Genomic DNA, 17936 nt, shown 5'->3' on the forward strand with positions numbered 1-17936 from the left:
GCGGTTGTTCGGGTGTCGGAGCTCGTAAGGAAGGCGTAGTGTTCGAGTGCGTACATCAGGAGTCGCGACACTCAGGAGAGAGACGGCATGGACCGCGGAACGTTGGGCAGCGCCCAGTCGGGCCGGCTTCTTGTCGAGGTGCGGGAAGAGGGCTTGAGTGCCGTCGTCGTCCCCGCGGGTGAGTTGGATCACCACACGGCCGAATTGTTGCGTGAGCCACTTGAGGCCTGCCTCGAGAAGGGGTACGCCCGGCTCGTCGTCGACTGTTCACGGCTGGAGTTCTGTGACTCCACCGGGCTGAACGTGCTGCTCGGCGCCCGGCTGAAGGCCGAGGCCGCGGGTGGCGGAGTCCATTTGGCGGGCATGCTGCCGGTGGTGGCCCGAGTCTTCGAGATCACCGGGGCGGACGCCGTCTTCACCGTTCACGAGACGCTCGATGCGGCCCTGGCCGACTAGGCGGGGCCGTCCGGCTCCGGCCTCAGGTCCGGCTCCGGCCTCAGGTCCGGCTCCGGCCTCAGATCCGGCCCCGGCGTGCTCCGGATTTCCCGCGTGTGACCGCCGGGCCGGCCGTGTCGCCCGCATCACACGTTCCCCGTCGAATGACGTCACGCGTTCTCCGTCGGGCAAAGAGGGTGTTCCGGCGGATCGGTCGGGCAGGAGACATCCTGACTATGTCGGCAACAATCGGTGGGAGCGTCGTGGAGATCCGCTCCGAACGTCCTGAGTGCAGAAGTACCTGCCATGCGTACCACATGCCGAGTACTGAGTCTTGAATGGTGAAACTGGTGAATCGGTGAGGTGAAGCGCTGATGAGCACCACCCGGCCTTACTCGCCGGGCGACCGCGGCCCGGAGTCGGGCGACGGCGGCGCTTCCGGGACGCCCGGGGGCGGCCGGGCCGTCCCGCCCGGGGGGCGCCAGGCCCGCAGGCTGAGCTTCGACGGCGAGAGCGGCGTCGTGCCGCTCGCCCGCGACTTCGCCCGTCAGGCGCTGCGCGACTGGGGCTGGCTGCCCGCGGCGAGCGCCGACCGGCGGGCCGCCGCCGAGGACGTCCTGCTGGTCGTCTCCGAACTCGTCACCAACGCCTGTCTGCACGCGGAGGGCCCGGAGGAGCTCCGGATCGCCTGCGACAACAAGGTGCTGCGCGTCGAGGTCTCCGACCGGGGCGCGGGCCAGCCCGCCCCGCGCACCCCGCACCGCGCCGGACGCCCCGGCGGCCACGGGATGTTCATCGTGCAGCGGCTGTGCCTGGACTGGGGGGTCGTACGGACCCCGGGGGTCGCGGGCAAGACCGTGTGGGCGGAACTCGGGGCGCCCGCGTAGCCCCACCCGTTCTCGCCCGCGACTCCCACCTTGGGTTACCCCCGGTTCGACCCCTTCTTCGTACGTCACCTGGCAGGTGACGTCGTACGTCACTTCGTGCGCGCCGGATCTCCTCAGATCCGGCGCGCACTTTGTCTTCCCTCCACAAGACCCCGGGCGTACCTTGACGGCCGATCTGATGTGCCGTCAGGAATCAGACATTCGCCAGGAGTCACTGTCAGGAGTGAGGGGCAGGCCCGTGTCGTACCGGACGTACCAGAAACGAACCGCCGCGCTCGCGTTCGCCGCGGCCCTGGCCGGCTCGGCGGTGCTGATGGCCGCCCCCGCCGCCGAGGCCGCCGTGGTGGACGTCAACTACCAGTGCAAGACGCCGATCGGGGACAAGAGCGCCGTCTCGCCCATCGACATCACGAGCGTCAAGAGCGGCAGCGGCTACAAGCTCACCATGTCCTGGCAGAAGGGCGTCTCCTCCAGCCCGGTGGAACTCGGCAAGGGCGCGATGACCCCGAGCGCCGTGATCAAGGTGGGCGGCGCGGACAGCGGCACGGTGGCGGTGAGCGGTCCGGCCAACGCGGCCGCGATCCCCGCCAACACGCCGATCAAGATCAGTGACTTGTCGGGCACCTACACACCGACGAAGACGGGCAAGGTCTCGTTCACCGCGGGTGTGCTCACCATCAAGGCACTCGGTACGACGACCACGTGCACGCCCACGAACAACCCGGGGCCGTCGCTGACCCTCGACGTCACGGCGGCGAGCGGTGGTTCGAGCTCCAGCGGCTCCAGCGGCTCCAGCGGTTCGAGTGGTTCGAGTAGTTCGAGTGGATCCAGTGGTTCGAGCGGATCCGGTTCGAGCGGGTCGAGCGGAACCAGTGGGTCCCAGACCGGTGCGGACTCCGGTGGCCAGCTCCCGCAGACCGGCCCCGCCGACTCGGCGATCGCCCTCGGCACCCTCGGCGGCACGGTGCTGCTGGTGGGCGCGGCGGGCACGCTGTGGCTGACGCGCCGGCATCAGGCAGCCCGCCGCTGAGGCCATTCGGAACTGTCCGGAGCCGTCCGGAACCCGCCCGGAACGGTCCGGAACCCGTACGACCCGCAGGAGCCGCCGATGCCGTACGCCCCCGCCCTCCGCTGGACTCGGTCGACGTACGGCGGACGACGGGGCGGGTGGACGGCCGCGTACGGAAGTCGAGTGGACGGGAGCGGTGTCGTGAGCGGTGTCGGCAGTGGTGCGGTGAGGTGAGGTGAACGGTGCGGTGAACGGTGCGGTGAACGGTGTCGTGAGCGTCAGAGTGCGGAGGGTGGCGCCGACGGCGCTGCTGGCGGTGATCGCGTTGGTCCTGGCCGCCCTCGCGGGAGCGACCGCCGCGACCGCCGCGGGGAAGCCGACCGTGAAGCTGTCCGCGTCCCAGGCGGGGACGGGCGGTTCGATCACCGTGAGCGGCAGCGGCTGGCGGCCGGGGACGCTGCTGATGATGCTGATCTGCGGCCAGTCCGTGCCGTCCCGGGGGGTGATCGGCGGCACCAACTCCTGTGCCAACGCCGGCGGCCGTGCCGTCACCACCGACGCCAAGGGCGACTTCAGCAAGGAACTGCCGGTCACCGAGCCTCCCAAGCCCTGCCCGTGTGTGGTGCATGTCGCCACCGTGACGGGGGAGACGGCGGCGGCGGACGCCATCTTCATGGTCGCGGGCCACTCGGTCGAGCCGCTGCCGAAGGAGACGGGCGGCGGACGGCTCTCGGTGCTGACCGACACCCGCCTCGACGGATCCGGTGGCCTGCTGACCTGGTTCGGCGCGCCGCCCTCCCGCGAACTCGTCTTCACCGTGGGCAATGTCGGCACCGCCGCGGTCAAGGACCCGGTCTTCCAGGTCGGCACCTCCCACGGGGTGTTCGCCCCGCAGTGGGAGGAACAGCAGTGGCGCGGCACGATCCAGCCCGGGAAGAAGGCGCGGATCAAACTCCCCGTCGAGCTCGCGGCCGGGGCGCACGGCGACTACACGGTCGCGCTGCGGTACGGCGGGAAGGTGCTCGCCGAACAGCCGTGGGGCGTGGGCCGCCCCTGGGGCGTGACCCTCTTCTGGATCCTGCTCGGCGTGGTCGTGCCGGCCGCGTTGTTCCGGGTCGGGATGGCGGTGGTGGACCGGGTGCGGCCGCGCAGGTCGGCGGGGCGGACGGGCCGCCACCGGGGCCTGCGGCTGCCCGAGCTCACCTTCCGTATGCCCAGGCGGAGCGCGTCGCCGAGCACACCGAAGACATCCCGGACGGCGGCCGCCCCCACTGCTTCTGCCGCTGTCGCCACTTCTACGGCTCTGCCGTGGTTCACGCCGGACAACGATCCGGGGACCTCGGCGAACGGTCAGCTCTCCGCACCGCAAGAGAACAGTCGGACGACGAAGGGGAACACGTGAGTACGCGAGGGAGAGTGGTGCCCGCAAGCCGCAGAGCGAGCGCGGCCGGGGTCGCGCTGATGCTCGGCGGCGCGGGCATCCTGTTGGGGGTGGCCGCGGTTCCGGCGCAGGCCGCCGAGGTGTCGTACCAGACGGAGTGTCTCCCGCCCCCGATCTCGGGGCTGCCCCCGGTCGAGGGCACCTCGAAGGTGGAGATCACCGCGCCCGCCGAGGCGAAGGTGGGCGACGAGATCACCGTCACATGGAAGTTTGTCCAGGCGGCGTCCAAGAATCCCGACATCCTCGACCTCGGCGAGGACACCGTCAAGCCGACCGGCACCCTGAAGGCGGGCGGCGCGCAGAGCGCCGACATCGCGATGGAGGGGCCGCGGACCAACCCGGCGATCCCCAAGAACAGCGACATGAAGCTGTCCGACATGACGGGCAAGCTGAAGCTGACGACGCCGGGTGACCTCACGCTGACCCCGGACGCGTACAACATCAATGTCAACCAGCCGATCTCCACGGACACGAAGTGCACGCCGAAGGTGACGGTCCCGTCGGCGGCGACGATCAAGGTGACGGAGAGCGGGGGAGGCTCGGGCAGCCCGACGCCGACCCCCACCGGTTCCGCCTCGGCCTCCAACTCCGCGTCCCCCTCCCCCTCCTCCTCCACTTCTCCCTCTCCCTCCCCGTCCACTTCCTCCTCCGCTTCCGCTTCGGCGAGCCCAAGTGGGAGCGAGAGCGGCACCACCGGGGGTGACGGCAGCGGTCAGACGGACTTCACCGGCAAGGAGGTCTCCGTCCCCTACGCGTGCAAGACGCCCATCGGGGACAAGACCGCCACGTCTCCCGTGCAGATCGACGCCAAGAAGAACGGCGGGAGCTTCGACCTCACGGTCCAGTTCAAGAAGTCCGTGATGGACAGCCCGATCGACATCCCGGCGAACGCGGTCAAGCCGTCGATGGAGGTGGTACTGGGCGGCTCGGACACGGGCACGGTCCATGTCGAGGGGCCGACCAACTCCCAGGCGTTCAAGACGGGCGAGCCGATCGAGATCCCCGACCTCACGGGCACGTACAAGCCGGGTGCGAGCGGCCGGTCCACCCTCTCCCCGGGCGTGTTGACCATCGAGGCCCTGGGCACGACGACGACCTGCACACCGACGACGTCCGAGGTCTCCCTGACCCTGGACACGACGCAGCAGGCGAGCGGCGCGTCGGGCGGCGACTCTTCGGGCGGCGCGTCGGGCGGTGATTCCTCAGGCGGTACGTCGTCCAGTGGCGGCCTCGCGGAAACCGGCTCCGACAGCCATGGCTCGCTGCGGGCCCTGGGCCTGGTCGCGGGAACGGTGATCCTGCTCGGCGGCGCGATCTTCACGTTCCTGCCGCGCCGCGGACTGCGCTGAGTCCACTGTCCCGGCGGCGGTCGTGCCGGCCTGCGCACCCGCAACGCCCGGAGGGCCACCGCACCCAGTGGTGCGGTGGCCCTCCGTACGGAAGCCTCGGCGGGCGTACGTCAGTGGACGTCGCCCATCAGCTGCCTGACCTTCTTGCGGTACATCCAGACCGCGATGCCCGCGACGACGGCGAGGGTGGCCTCCAGGGCGACGATGCCCGTCTTGTTGAGGTCGACCTCGGCGATGGAGAGGAGGCCGGTCGTGGCGTCACCGGCGGTGACGGCCAGGAACCAGACGCCCATCATCTGGGAGGCGTACTTCGCCGGTGCCATTTTCGTCGTGACCGACAGACCCACCGGGGACAGCGTCAGCTCACCGACGGTCTGTACGAAGTAGATCGCGACCAGCCACATCGCGGCGGCCTTGTGACCGTCCTGGGCGATGGTCAGCGGGGCCAGGAAGAGGAAGAACGACGCGCCGATCAGGATCAGACCGGAGGCGAACTTCGTGGCCGTGCTCGGCTCCTTGCCGCGCTTGTTCAGCGCCAGCCACGCCCAGGCGAAGAGCGGCGCGAGCGCCATGATCATGACGGGGTTCACGGACTGGTACCAGGAGACCGGGAACTCCCAGCCGAAGACCGTGTTCTCGGCGGAGGTGTCGGCGAAGATCGACATGGTCGAGCCGCCCTGGTCGTAGATCATCCAGAAGACGGCCGCGGCGACGAAGAACCAGATGTAGGCGGACATCTTCGACTGCTCGGCGCGGTCCAGGTCCTTGTCCCGCTTGATACGGCCGATGACCATGACCGGGATGATCAGACCGGCGAGGGTGATCGGGACCAGCAGCCAGTTCAGCGTGTAGTGGCCCGAGAAGCCGACGACGCAGTAGAAGACCACGGCGACGGCGGCCCACAGCGCCGACTTCCGCAGCGTCGCGGCCTTCTCCTGGGCCGACAGCGGCGTCGGGACCTGGTGCGAACGCGGGTTCAGGTGACGGCCGCCGAGCAGGTACTGGGCCAGACCCAGCGCCATGCCGAGCGCGGCGAGCGCGAAGCCCAGGTGCCAGTTCACGTTCTCGCCGACGGTGCCGATGACCAGCGGCGCGGCGAAGGCACCCACGTTGATGCCGATGTAGAAGAGCGTGAAGCCACCGTCACGGCGCGGGTCGTCCGGGCCGTCGTAGAGGTGACCGACCATCGTGGAGATGTTGGCCTTCAGCAGACCGGAGCCGATCGCGACGAGGCCGAGGCCGCCGTAGAACGTGCCGGACGAGGGCAGGGCCAGCGTGAGGTGGCCCAGCATGATGATGACGCCCGCGACGGTGACCGTCTTGCGGGGGCCGAGAACACGGTCGGCGAACCAGCCACCCGGCAGGGCGAGGAGGTACACCAGCGACAGGTACACCGAGTAGATCGCGGTCGCGGTGGTCGCGCTCAGGTGCAGGCCGCCCGGTGCCACCAGGTACAGCGGGAGCAGAGCCTTCATGCCGTAGTAGGAGAAACGCTCCCACATCTCGGTCATGAAGAGAGTGGCCAGTCCGCGGGGGTGGCCGAAGAAGGTCCTCTCGGAACCGGGGGTGCCCGGATTCACCGAGTCCTTCGTCAGGCTGGACGCCATGGTCGATCCTTGCTTGGTCGGGACGCGCTGCTGTGGGGGTCCCCCCTGCTCGAGCGCAGCCGAGAGCTCGGGGGAGTCGCGCGCCCGGTGGGGGGCGGCCGGCACCGGCGGGGTCCGACCGTCCGTCCCCACGCCCACGAGGAGTCCGCTCCGGATCGCGGAGCGGCGGACGGCGACCACCGGGATCCACGCCCGGCACGCGTCGATGCGTTCGGGCCCGGCCACAGGTCATTCCTTTCAAGGCTGGCGAACACCAGCCCGCACACAAAAGAGACCTTCAGCGTCGCTGACGCGCCAAAGGTCCCCGTGTGGTGTTACAGGCGTCTGGTCACCATACGACATCTCAATGTGGCATATGGAAGGACTTGAGATATGGATCACAGGTAATAATGGAACCACGGACATGCATTCGAAGGTGTCGTTCGCGATCGCATCCCACAGCCGAAGGCAAGAATCCGCACAGTCACAGGTAGGAATCCCGGTTGGCGATCACACCACAGGCGCTGTCCGAGGCGGACTACCATCACCCCATGACCCGTGTACTGCTCGCCGAGGACGACGCGTCCATCTCGGAGCCGCTGGCCCGTGCCCTGCGCCGGGAGGGTTACGAGGTCGAAGTGCGCGAGGACGGACCCACCGCACTCGACGCCGGAATGCAGGGCGGCGTCGACCTGGTCGTCCTGGACCTGGGCCTGCCCGGTATGGACGGCCTGGAAGTGGCCCGTCGACTCCGTGCCGAAGGCCACACCGTCCCCATCCTCATCCTGACCGCGCGTGCCGACGAGGTGGACACCGTCGTCGGTCTCGACGCGGGCGCCGACGACTACGTGACCAAGCCGTTCCGCCTTGCCGAACTGCTCGCCCGCGTCCGGGCCCTGCTGCGGCGCGGCGCCGCGGAGCCGCAGCAGCCGCCCGCCACGCACGGGGTGCGCATCGACGTCGAGTCGCACCGCGCGTGGATGGGCGACGAGGAGCTGCAGCTCACGGCGAAGGAGTTCGACCTGCTGAGGGTCCTGGTGCGGGACGCCGGGCGGGTCGTCACCCGGGACCAGCTCATGCGCGAGGTCTGGGACACCACGTGGTGGTCGTCCACCAAGACCCTCGACATGCACATCTCCTGGCTCCGCAAGAAGCTCGGGGACGACGCGGCGAATCCTCGCTACATCGCGACGGTACGGGGTGTCGGCTTCCGCTTCGAGAAGAGCTGAGGCCCCGCGGGACGGGTCGAAGCCCCGCCGCCGGGGGCGCGGGGAACCGCGCGATCGGCCCCCGCTGTCCCGCGGCTGAGCGATCCGGGCCGGACAGGGGCTTTCGGGGCGCAGCCCCGACCCTGGGGGCGCGGGGAACTGCGCGATCGGCCCCCGCTGTCCCGCGGCTGAGCGATCCGGGCCGGACAGGGGCTTCGGGGCGCAGCCCCGACCCTGGGGGCGCGGGGAACTGCGCGATCGGCCCCCACCGTCCCGCAGTCAGGGGAACCGGGTCGGGCGGGGTTTCCGGGGAGCAGCCCCGCCTTCAGGGGCGCGGGGAACTGCGCGATCGGCCCCCACCGGCCCGCAGCCGAAGAAATCGGGTCGGTCAGGGGTTTCGGGGCGTAGCCCCGACCCGGGGGTGCGGGCGGCCCCCACCGCCCCGCAGCCGACGAACAAGGCCGTGCCGAACGCGAGCCCCACCCCGGCCCAGCGGAGCGTCAAGGCACACTGGTCCACGTAAAGCCACTCGCCCGGAGGGCCCCGTGCGTCGCCGTCTCATCCAGTCCACCCTCAGCGTCGTGCTCGTCGTGATCGCCGTGTTCGGCGTCTCCCTCGTGATCGTCGAGACCCGCACGATCAGCAACAGCGCGCAGGAACGGGTGGACTCCGAGGCCCTGCGGCTGGCCAGCATCGTGGACAGCCGCATCCTCGGCGACGAACACGTCAACGGGGAGATCCTCAAGAACCAGGTCGCGGAAGACCGCTACGCCGTGATCCGCATCCCCGGCCAGCCCCCCATCGAGGTCGGTGTCCAGCCCAGCGGTGACGTCATCCACTCCACCGCCAAGGGCGAGGAGGGCGAGACGGTCACCGTCCAGGAGCCCCGCTCGGCCGTGACCCGGGAGGTCGGCCGCACCCTCCTGATCATCGCCGCGGTCGCCCTGCTCGCGATCGTCGCCGCGGTCCTGCTCGCCGTACGCCAGGCCAACCGCCTCGCCTCCCCGCTCACCGACCTCGCGGAGACCGCGGAACGGCTCGGCTCCGGCGACCCCCGCCCGCGCCACAAGCGGTACGGCGTCCCGGAGCTGGACCGGGTGGCGGACGTCCTGGACGGCAGCGCGGAGCGGATCGCACGCATGCTCACCGCCGAGCGCCGGCTCGCCGCCGACGCCTCCCACCAGCTCCGTACGCCGCTGACGGCCCTCTCCATGCGCCTGGAGGAAATCACCCTCACGGATGACCCGGACACCGTGAAGGAGGAGGCGACGATCGCTCTGACACAGGTCGAGCGGCTCACGGACGTGGTCGAGCGCCTGCTCACCAACGCCCGCGACCCGCGTACCGGCTCCGCCGTCTCCTTCGACCTCGACGAGGTCATCAAGCAGCAGCTGGAGGAGTGGCGCCCGGCGTACCGCAGCGGGGGCCGCGCCATCGTCAGCTCCGGCAAGCGGCATCTGCAGGCCGTCGGCACCCCGGGCGCGGTCGCCCAGGTGCTGGCCGCGCTCATCGAGAACTCGCTCATGCACGGCGGCGGCACCGTCGCGCTGCGCACCCGCGTCACCGGCAACCAGGCCGTCGTCGAGGTCACGGACGAGGGACCCGGCGTCCCCACCGACCTGGGCGCGCGCATCTTCGAGCGCACGATCAGCGGGCGCAACTCCACGGGCATCGGGCTCGCGGTCGCCCGTGACCTCGCGGAGGCGGACGGGGGGCGGCTGGAGATGCTGCAGGCCCAGCCGCCGGTGTTCGGGCTGTTCCTGTCGCGTACGCCGATGAAGAGGCCGCCGTTCCTGGTGGAGGACGACGAGGAGCGGACGGTCAGGTAGCACCACCCGGCCGCGGCGGGAGAGGTGTCGCGGGGCGACGGTCGGGCGGGTGGGACAGGTGCCGCGCGGGGCGACGGCTCAGGTCTCAGTTCGCCCGGGCTCGCGCCCGCGGACGCTCCGGCTCCGGCTCGGGCTCCCGTTCCGGCTCCACGTCCGGGAACGCGTCCGCGCTCGCCACCGCCCCACCCTCCTCCGGGGACACCGTGCGGAACACCCATGTGCGGTACGACCAGAACCGGAACAGCGTCGCGATGCCGATGCCGAGGAACTTGAACACATTGCTCTGCAGCGGGCTGTCCCAGCCGAAGCTGTACGTCGCCACGTACAGCACGCCGTTCTCGATGACCAGCCCCACCGCGCTGAACAGCACGAAGAGGCCCATCTCCCGGGTACGGCCGCCCCGGTCGCGGTCCCGGTACGTGAAGTAGCGGAACCCGATGTAGTTGAAGACGATTGCGACGATCGTGGCGATGACACTGGCCCGGACGACCTGCAGACCGGTCGCGTGACGCACCAGGTTGAAGGTCGCCAGGTTGACGAGCAGCCCCGCTCCGCCGACCGCTCCGAACTTCGCGATCTCCCGCAGGAGCTGGTCGAACCGGCGGCGAACCGCGCCGCGAGGCCGCCCATGAAGCCCCGAAGAAGCACTGCCCATGGTGTCGCCAGCCCCCGTAGATCGGACATCGGTCGAAGAATTCAACCCAGCCATGCTAACCAGCGGCCCCTTCCGGCGCCCGCGGACGGCCTTACGGGTCCGGAAAGACCGCGTGACAGCCAGGGAAAGCCGATGTCGCCAACGAGGCTGCGGAATGTCGCCAACGGGGCTGCGAATGTCGCGAACGGGGCTGTGAATGTCGCGGAGGAGGCTGCGAATGACGCGGACGAGGCTGCGAACAAGGCGGCAGGCGAATCCGCGCACGCGGCTCCGGCGGCGGAAACCGGTGGTGGAAACCGGTCCCCGCGGCGCGGCCGATACTCTTGGGGCGTGACGTTCCCGGTAGTCGGCATGGTCGGCGGGGGTCAGCTCGCTCGTATGACACACGAGGCGGGCATCCCGCTCGGCATCAAGTTCAAGCTCCTCAGTGACACGCCTCAGGATTCCGCGGCGCAAGTGGTCAGCGATGTCGTCATCGGCGACTACCGCGACCTCGACACGCTGCGTGACTTCGCGCGCGGCTGCGACGTGATCACCTTCGATCACGAGCACGTACCCACCGAGCACCTGCGCGCGCTGGAGGCGGACGGCATCCCCGTGCGCCCCGGCCCCGACGCGCTCGTGCACGCCCAGGACAAGGGCGTGATGCGCGCGAAGCTCGCCGCGATCGGCGTGCCCTGCCCGCGGCACCGCATCGTGAGCGACGTCGACGACGTGGCCCGGTTCGCGGCCGAGGGCAGCGGCGGGGGAGACGGCGAGGGCGGCGGGGGAGACGGTTTCCCCGTCATCCTCAAGACCGTCCGCGGCGGCTACGACGGCAAGGGCGTCTGGTTCGTCCGGTCGATCGAGGAGGCCGCCGAACCCTTCCGGGCCGGCGTCCCCGTCCTCGCCGAGGAGAAGGTCGACTTCGTACGGGAACTCGCCGCGAACGTCGTCCGCTCCCCGCACGGCCAGGCGGTCGCCTACCCCGTCGTCGAGTCCCAGCAGGTCAACGGCGTCTGCGACACGGTGATCGCCCCCGCGCCCGGCATAGCGGACGAACTGGCCCTCCAGGCCGAGGAACTCGCCCTGCGCATCGCCAAGGAACTCGGCGTTGTCGGCCACCTGGCCGTGGAGCTCTTCGAAACGGCCGACGGCCGCATCCTCGTCAACGAACTGGCCATGCGCCCGCACAACTCGGGCCACTGGACCCAGGACGGCGCGATCACCTCGCAGTTCGCCAACCACGTACGCGCGGTCCTCGACCTCCCCCTCGGCGACCCGCGCCCGCGCGCCAGGTGGACGGTCATGGTCAACGTCCTGGGCGGCGACTACCCGGACATGTACTCCGCGTACCTGCACTGCATGGCCCGCGATCCCAAACTGAAGATCCACATGTACGGGAAGGACGTGAAGCCCGGCCGCAAGGTCGGCCACGTCAACACCTACGGCGACGACCTGGACGACGTCCTCGAACGGGCCCGCCACGCAGCCGGATACCTGAGAGGCACGATCACCGAATGAGCCCCCTTGCAGGCCCCGTCGTCGGCATCGTCATGGGGTCGGACTCCGACTGGCCCGTCATGGAGGCGGCCGCCCAGGCCCTCGACGAGTTCGAGATCCCCTACGAGGTCGATGTCGTCTCCGCGCACCGGATGCCGCACGAGATGATCGCGTACGGCGAGCAGGCCGCCGGGCGCGGACTCAAGGCGATCATCGCGGGCGCGGGCGGCGCCGCCCATCTGCCCGGCATGCTCGCCTCCGTCACCCCGCTGCCGGTCATCGGTGTGCCCGTCCCGCTGAAGTACCTCGACGGCATGGACTCGCTGCTGTCGATCGTGCAGATGCCGGCCGGTGTCCCGGTCGCGACCGTCTCCGTCGGCGGCGCGCGCAACGCGGGCCTGCTGGCCGCCCGTATCCTCGCCGCGCACGACGGGGAACTCCTCACCCGTATGCGGGAGTTCCAGCAGGAGCTGAACGACCAGGCCACCGAGAAGGGGAAGCGGCTGCGCGCCAAGGTCGAGGGCGCGACCGGCGGCTTCGGCTTCGGGAAGTGACACGCATGCCGTCCTCCACGTCGTCCCTCGCCGAGGCTCGCGCCCTGTTGGTCGACTTCCCCGTCGTCGACGGCCACAACGACCTCCCCTGGGCGCTGCGCGAACAGGTCCGCTACGACCTCGACGCCCGCGACATCGCCACCGACCAGAGCGGCCATCTGCACACCGACCTGGCCCGGCTGCGCGCGGGCGGCGTCGGCGCGCAGTTCTGGTCGGTGTACGTCCGCTCGGACCTGCCCGGCGCGGTCACCGCGACACTCGAACAGATCGACTGCGTACGGCAGTTGATCGACCGTCACCCCGCGCACCTGCGCGCCGCGCTGACCGCGGCCGACATGGAGGCGGCGCGCGCCGAGGGCCGCATCGCCTCGCTCATGGGCGCGGAGGGCGGCCACTCCATCGACAACTCCCTCGGCGTGCTGCGGGGGTTGTACGCGCTGGGCGTGCGCTACATGACCCTCACCCACAACGACAACATCGCGTGGGCGGACTCGGCCACCGACGTCCCCGCCGTCGGCGGTCTGTCGGCCTTCGGCCGCGAGGTCGTCCGGGAGATGAACCGCGAGGGCATGCTCGTCGACCTCTCGCACGTGGCCGCGACGACCATGCGCGACGCGCTCGACGCGACATCCGCCCCGGTGATCTTCTCCCACTCCTCCTCGCGCGCGGTGTGCGACCACCCGCGCAACATCCCGGACGACGTCCTGGAGAGGCTGCCCGCCAACGGGGGAGTGGCGATGGTGACGTTCGTACCGAAGTTCGTCCTCCAGGCGGCGGTCGACTGGACCGCCGAGGCCGACGAGAACATGCGGGCGCACGGCTTCCACCACCTCGACACCACCCCCGAGGGCATGAAGGTCCACCGGGCCTTCGAGGAGTCGCACCCGCGCCCCGTCGCCACGGTGTCGACGGTCGCCGACCACCTCGACCACATGCGCGAGGTCGCCGGCGTCGACCACCTGGGCATCGGCGGCGACTACGACGGCACGGCGTTCACCCCCGACGGTCTCGACGACGTCTCCGGCTACCCGAATCTCATCGCCGAACTGCTGGACCGCGGCTGGTCGAAGACCGACCTCGCCAAGCTGACCTGGCAGAACGCCGTACGGGTGCTGGGCGCGGCCGAGGACGTGGCCCGCGAGTTGCGGGCGACGCGCGGCCCGTCGAACGTGAGCCGGGAACAACTGGACGGCTGAGGCGCCGCCTCGGTCGCTTCGTGGATTTCGTGGTGGGTGGGCCCCCCGAACGCCCCACCCGCCAGGAAGCCACCCCTCGCTCCGTGCGACGGTGACGGTACTGCGATCGCCGTCCGTCCAACGGAGCCGGCCGGCCCCTACCTCGCCGACGCGCCCTGCTCACCTGGGGCAACGTCCAACACGCCCTCCGCAGCGCCGACTTCACCGCCCGCGCGATCCAGCACCGGCGCGAGCCGTCCTCGGCGAAGATCGCGGAACTGGACGGCTGAACACCGTTGGGGCCGGACAGGGGCAGTCGGGCGGACGTCCCTCGGGCACACAGCGAAGTGGTGCAGAATGCAACAGACGCCGATCCGGCCGACTGAGCCTCGGCCGGATCGGCGTCACCTGCGGAGTGCTGAGCGTACGGATTGCTGAGCGTACGGAGTGCTGAGCGGGATCAGCGTCCCTCAAGGGGCGCGGGGAACGGCGTGACCGGCCACGGACGCGGCCCGCGGTTCCCGAAACGTTCCTCCAAGCGGAGCGCTTACGCCGTGGGACGCCCCATCGCCCGGTACGTCCACCCGGCCCGCCGCCACACCTCGGGGTCGAGCGCGTTGCGCCCGTCCAGCAGCACCCGGGCCGTGGCCACCTCGCCCAGCACCGCCGGGTCCAGCTCGCGGAACTCCTGCCACTCGGTCAGATGCAGGACCACGTCGGCCCCGCGCACGGCCTCGACCGCGGAGTCGGCGTATCCGAGCGTCGGGAAGAGCCGCCTGGCGTTGGCCATGCCCTTGGGGTCGTAGACGGTGACCTGGCCGCCCTGGAGATGGATCTGCCCGGCGACGTTCAGCGCGGGCGAGTCCCGGACGTCGTCCGAGTCCGGCTTGAAGGTCGCGCCGAGGACGGCGACCCGCTTGCCGAGGAAGGACCCGCCGCCGCCCAGTGCCTCCCGGGCCATCTCCACCATCTGTCCGCGCCGCCGCATGTTGATGGAGTCGATCTCGCGCAGGAAGGTCAGCGCCTGGTCGGCGCCGAGCTCACCGGCCCGGGCCATGAAGGCGCGGATGTCCTTCGGCAGACACCCGCCGCCGAACCCGATCCCCGCCCGCAGGAACTTCTTCCCGATCCGCTCGTCGTGCCCGATGGCCTCGGCCAGCAGGGCGACATCGCCGCCGGCGGCCTCGCAGACCTCGGCCATGGCGTTGATGAAGGAGATCTTGGTCGCCAGGAAGGAGTTCGCGGAGGTCTTCACCAGCTCGGCGGTCGGGAAGTCGGTGACGACGAAGGGCGAGCCCTCGGCCACCGGCGTCGCGTACACCTCGCGCAACAGCTTCTCCGCCCGCTCGCTGCGCACGCCCACCACGAGCCGGTCGGGGTGCAGGGTGTCCCGCACGGCGAAGCCCTCACGCAGGAACTCCGGGTTCCAGGCGAGCTCGGCGTCCGCACCGGCGGGGGCGAGCCCGGCGAGCACGCCCGCCAGCCGCTCCGCGGAGCCGACGGGCACGGTGGACTTGCCGACGACGAGCGCGGGCCCCCGCAGATGCGGGGCGAGCGCCTCGAAGGCGGCGTCGACGTACGACATGTCGCACGCGTACTCCCCGTGCTTCTGCGGCGTGTTCACACAGACGAAGTGGATGTCGCCGAACTCCCCGACCTCGGCCCAGTCCATGGTGAACCGAAGCCTGCCGGAGGACCCCTCGATCCCCGCCACATGCTTGCGCAGCAGCTCTTCCAGCCCCGGCTCGTACATCGGGACCTCGCCCCGCCGCAGCATCTCGATCTTCTCGGGGACGACATCGAGCCCCAGTACCTCGAACCCGAGCTCGGCCATGGCGGCGGCGTGGGTGGCGCCGAGATAGCCGGTGCCGATCACGGTGATCTTGAGGGCCATGGGAGCTCCAGAGGTGTATGGCTTCAGTGCGCTGCCCGAGCATAGTCGGGGCATGTTCGGGCCCCTCATCGGGCAGGTTTCCCCCTGTCGCGAAGCTCACGTATCCCTCCCGTGGGCGGGCCCCTAAAATTTGGGTTACTTAACGGTAATTAGCGTCTTTGGAGCGTGAGAGACCTTGGCCGGATCGGCTGATTTCGACCTGTACCGCCCGTCCGAGGAGCACGACATGCTCCGTGACGCTATTCGCTCGCTGGCCGAGGCGAAGATCGCGCCGTACGCGGCCGTGGTGGACGAGGAAGCCCGTTTCCCGCAGGAGGCCCTGGACGCCCTGGTCTCCTCCGACCTGCACGCCGTGCACGTACCGGAGACGTACGGTGGCGCAGGCGCCGACGCGCTCGCGACGGTGATCGTGATCGAGGAGGTGGCGCGGGTCTGCGCCAGCTCCTCCCTGATCCCGGCCGTGAACAAGCTGGGCTCGCTCCCGGTGATCCTCTCCGGTTCCGAGGCCCTGAAGCACAAGTACCTGACCCCCCTCGCCAAGGGCGACGGGATGTTCTCGTACTGCCTCTCCGAGCCGGACGCGGGCTCGGACGCGGCGGGCATGAAGACGAAGGCGGTCCGCGACGGCGACGACTACGTCCTCAACGGTGTGAAGCGCTGGATCACCAACGCGGGCGAGTCCGAGTACTACACGGTGATGGCGGTCACCGACCCCACCAAGCGTTCGAAGGGCATCTCGGCCTTCGTGGTCGAGAAGTCGGACGAGGGCGTCTCCTTCGGTGCCCCCGAGAAGAAGCTCGGCATCAAGGGCTCCCCGACCCGCGAGGTCTACCTCGACAACGTCCGCATCCCGGCCGACCGCATGATCGGCGAGGAGGGCACCGGCTTCGCCACGGCCATGAAGACCCTGGACCACACCCGCATCACGATCGCCGCGCAGGCGCTCGGCATCGCGCAGGGCGCCCTCGACTACGCCAAGGGCTACGTCCGGGAGCGCAAGCAGTTCGGCAAGCCGATCGCCGACTTCCAGGGCATCCAGTTCATGCTCGCCGACATGGCGATGAAGATAGAGGCGGCCCGGCAGCTGACGTACGCGGCCGCTGCGAAGTCGGAGCGCGGCGACAAGGACCTCACCTTCCAGGGCGCGGCGGCCAAGTGCTTCGCCTCGGACGTGGCGATGGAGGTCACCGTCGATGCGGTGCAGCTCCTCGGCGGCTATGGCTACACGCGGGACTATCCGGTGGAGCGGATGATGCGCGACGCGAAAATCACACAAATCTACGAAGGAACGAACCAGGTTCAGCGGATCGTGATGGCCCGCAACCTGCCGTAACGGTTGGTGAGCTGACCGCCGAAGGGCGCCCGAATGCTGGGCGCCCTTCACTCTTTTGGGTCTGCGAAACATGAGACATGGAAATATCCGTGTGTCATGTCTTAGCTTTCTGATGTGGCCGGGGACCTTCCGGCACACGGCGGTCGTCGTATGCCGCGCTACTTTCGACTTGTGACCGAAGCATCATCAGGTGGGGACTTGCCCACGGGATGGCGTCTGGACGGAGAACAACTCGTCCACGAAGCCGAGTTGTACGGCTGGAAGCTGACTGTTGTCAGCCTGCTCGACGCGCCGTGGGACGGCCCGACGAGCCTCCGCATCGAGCCGCCTGACGATCCCCACGCCACAGTCGGAACGGACGGCATCACGACAGAGCTCATGCGATCGATCTCCCTCGCGGAGATCCGCAGGACGGCGAGGGAACTGCGTGCGCGCCTGGGCCGGTCGACTGACGAAGCCACCACTGCGGCGGTGCTTCATCGGGTCGAGACGGAGCGGGAGTACGCCTTGATGGCTCGTGAGTACGTGCGTCTGGTGCAGCAGGGGTACCGGAGTCCTGTCACGCGGCTGGCGACGGCGTGGGGGCTCAGCCGGAACACCATCAGCGGCCGCGTCAGGCGGGCACGTGCCATGGGCTTCCTCGACGGGCCGCCGGGCAGACCTGCGAACCGTCTGACCGAAAAGGCCAGGCGGTACCTGGAGGGGGACGACCTACGTGACTCGGAACGGGACCGGTTCGACGGACGGTGAACCGCTCGTGGCGGTTTTCGAACGATGGGCCACCACGAGAGGGATGGAGAACAGCAGCGTCAAGCAGTACCGGACGATGCTCAACAGGGCTGTGCTGCCTTTCTTCGGAGCCGACGACGTCAGGTGTGTCACCTCGGCGCAGATTGAGAAGTGGGTGGAGTGGATGACGCACTCGCGCGCCTACAAGCACTCCACCGTCCGATTCCGATTCAGCATCCTCATGTCGGTGTTCAGTTGGGCGACGGAGCACGGGCTGATCGACAGCAACCCGTGCAGGGCAGTTACCCTCCCCGTGAGTGGCGCTCGGGCACACCGAGATCAGCGCGCGGACGTCCACGTCCCCAGCACG

General features: G+C 69.8%; 15 protein-coding genes and 2 pseudogenes. 14 read left to right on the top strand and 3 right to left on the bottom strand.

The features are described 5' to 3' along the window. Positions 1-87: 87 nt before the first annotated feature. The 5 genes from RV986_RS31665 (at position 88) to RV986_RS31685 (ending at position 5121) form a co-directional block, all read left to right on the top strand. Positions 88-456 (top strand): STAS domain-containing protein, encoded by a 369-nt coding sequence (locus RV986_RS31665; protein WP_475920653.1) that lies wholly within the window; start codon positions 88-90, stop codon positions 454-456. A gap of 353 nt (positions 457-809) precedes the next feature. Further along, a complete protein-coding gene (locus RV986_RS31670) occupies positions 810-1322 on the top strand; it encodes an ATP-binding protein (RefSeq protein ID WP_475920654.1) in 513 nt (170 codons plus the stop codon). A gap of 238 nt (positions 1323-1560) precedes the next feature. Next, positions 1561-2352 carry an LPXTG cell wall anchor domain-containing protein gene (locus RV986_RS31675; RefSeq protein WP_475920655.1) on the top strand — a complete coding sequence of 264 codons (792 nt, stop codon included), beginning with the start codon at positions 1561-1563 and terminating at the stop codon, positions 2350-2352. Between the two features lie 250 nt (positions 2353-2602). Further along, positions 2603-3733 carry a hypothetical protein gene (locus RV986_RS31680; RefSeq protein WP_475920656.1) on the top strand — a complete coding sequence of 377 codons (1131 nt, stop codon included), beginning with the start codon at positions 2603-2605 and terminating at the stop codon, positions 3731-3733. A gap of 59 nt (positions 3734-3792) precedes the next feature. Further along, complete coding sequence (locus RV986_RS31685; protein ID WP_475924505.1) at positions 3793-5121, top strand: hypothetical protein; 1329 nt, start codon at positions 3793-3795, stop codon at positions 5119-5121. 110 nt (positions 5122-5231) lie between these two features. On the opposite strand, the gene RV986_RS31690 is transcribed toward RV986_RS31685, so the two are convergent. Then, positions 5232-6728, bottom strand: coding sequence for an oligopeptide:H+ symporter (locus RV986_RS31690; RefSeq protein ID WP_475920657.1), 1497 nt, complete (start codon positions 6726-6728; stop codon positions 5232-5234). A 530-nt stretch (positions 6729-7258) separates the two neighbouring features. On the opposite strand from RV986_RS31690, the gene RV986_RS31695 reads away from it, so the two are divergent. Both RV986_RS31695 and RV986_RS31700 read left to right on the top strand, forming a co-directional pair. Further along, positions 7259-7936 carry a response regulator transcription factor gene (locus RV986_RS31695; RefSeq protein WP_018566970.1) on the top strand — a complete coding sequence of 226 codons (678 nt, stop codon included), beginning with the start codon at positions 7259-7261 and terminating at the stop codon, positions 7934-7936. Between the two features lie 524 nt (positions 7937-8460). Then, a complete protein-coding gene (locus tag RV986_RS31700) occupies positions 8461-9744 on the top strand; it encodes an ATP-binding protein (protein WP_475920658.1) in 1284 nt (427 codons plus the stop codon). 85 nt (positions 9745-9829) lie between these two features. Here RV986_RS31700 and RV986_RS31705 read toward each other — a convergent pair whose 3' ends face one another. Beyond that, entirely contained in the window at positions 9830-10399 is a 570-nt protein-coding gene (locus RV986_RS31705) for a GtrA family protein (RefSeq protein ID WP_475920659.1), read from the bottom strand. Between the two features lie 330 nt (positions 10400-10729). Between RV986_RS31705 and RV986_RS31710 the strand changes: the two genes are divergently transcribed. The 4 genes and pseudogenes from RV986_RS31710 to RV986_RS31725 form a co-directional block, all read left to right on the top strand. After that, the gene (locus RV986_RS31710) at positions 10730-11902 is read left to right on the top strand and encodes a 5-(carboxyamino)imidazole ribonucleotide synthase (protein ID WP_475920660.1); all 1173 of its coding nucleotides are present in this window, start codon (positions 10730-10732) and stop codon (positions 11900-11902) included. Next, positions 11899-12435 carry a 5-(carboxyamino)imidazole ribonucleotide mutase gene (gene purE / locus RV986_RS31715; RefSeq protein WP_475920661.1) on the top strand — a complete coding sequence of 179 codons (537 nt, stop codon included), beginning with the start codon at positions 11899-11901 and terminating at the stop codon, positions 12433-12435. Before RV986_RS31710 ends, purE begins: the two co-directional genes overlap by 4 nt. 5 nt (positions 12436-12440) lie before the next feature. Then, positions 12441-13631, top strand: a complete 1191-nt coding sequence (locus RV986_RS31720) for a dipeptidase (protein ID WP_475920662.1) — start codon at positions 12441-12443, stop codon at positions 13629-13631. A 152-nt stretch (positions 13632-13783) separates the two neighbouring features. After that, positions 13784-13900, top strand: a pseudogene (locus RV986_RS31725) (membrane dipeptidase); the annotation flags it as partial. 257 nt (positions 13901-14157) lie between these two features. On the opposite strand, the gene RV986_RS31730 reads toward RV986_RS31725, so the two are convergent. Beyond that, a complete protein-coding gene (locus RV986_RS31730; RefSeq protein WP_475920663.1) occupies positions 14158-15504 on the bottom strand; it encodes a UDP-glucose dehydrogenase family protein in 1347 nt (448 codons plus the stop codon). A gap of 175 nt (positions 15505-15679) precedes the next feature. Here RV986_RS31730 and RV986_RS31735 point away from each other — a divergent pair, with 175 nt between their 5' ends. From RV986_RS31735 to RV986_RS31745, 3 genes and pseudogenes are all read left to right on the top strand, one after another. Further along, positions 15680-16837 carry an acyl-CoA dehydrogenase gene (locus RV986_RS31735; protein ID WP_475920664.1) on the top strand — a complete coding sequence of 386 codons (1158 nt, stop codon included), beginning with the start codon at positions 15680-15682 and terminating at the stop codon, positions 16835-16837. Between the two features lie 198 nt (positions 16838-17035). Then, positions 17036-17587 (top strand): hypothetical protein, encoded by a 552-nt coding sequence (locus tag RV986_RS31740; RefSeq protein WP_475920665.1) that lies wholly within the window; start codon positions 17036-17038, stop codon positions 17585-17587. Positions 17588-17594: 7 nt separating this feature from the next. After that, positions 17595-17858: pseudogene (locus tag RV986_RS31745) on the top strand (phage integrase central domain-containing protein); the annotation flags it as partial. Positions 17859-17936: the final 78 nt, after the last annotated feature.

The organism is Streptomyces sp. RLA012 (genome assembly GCF_056270325.1).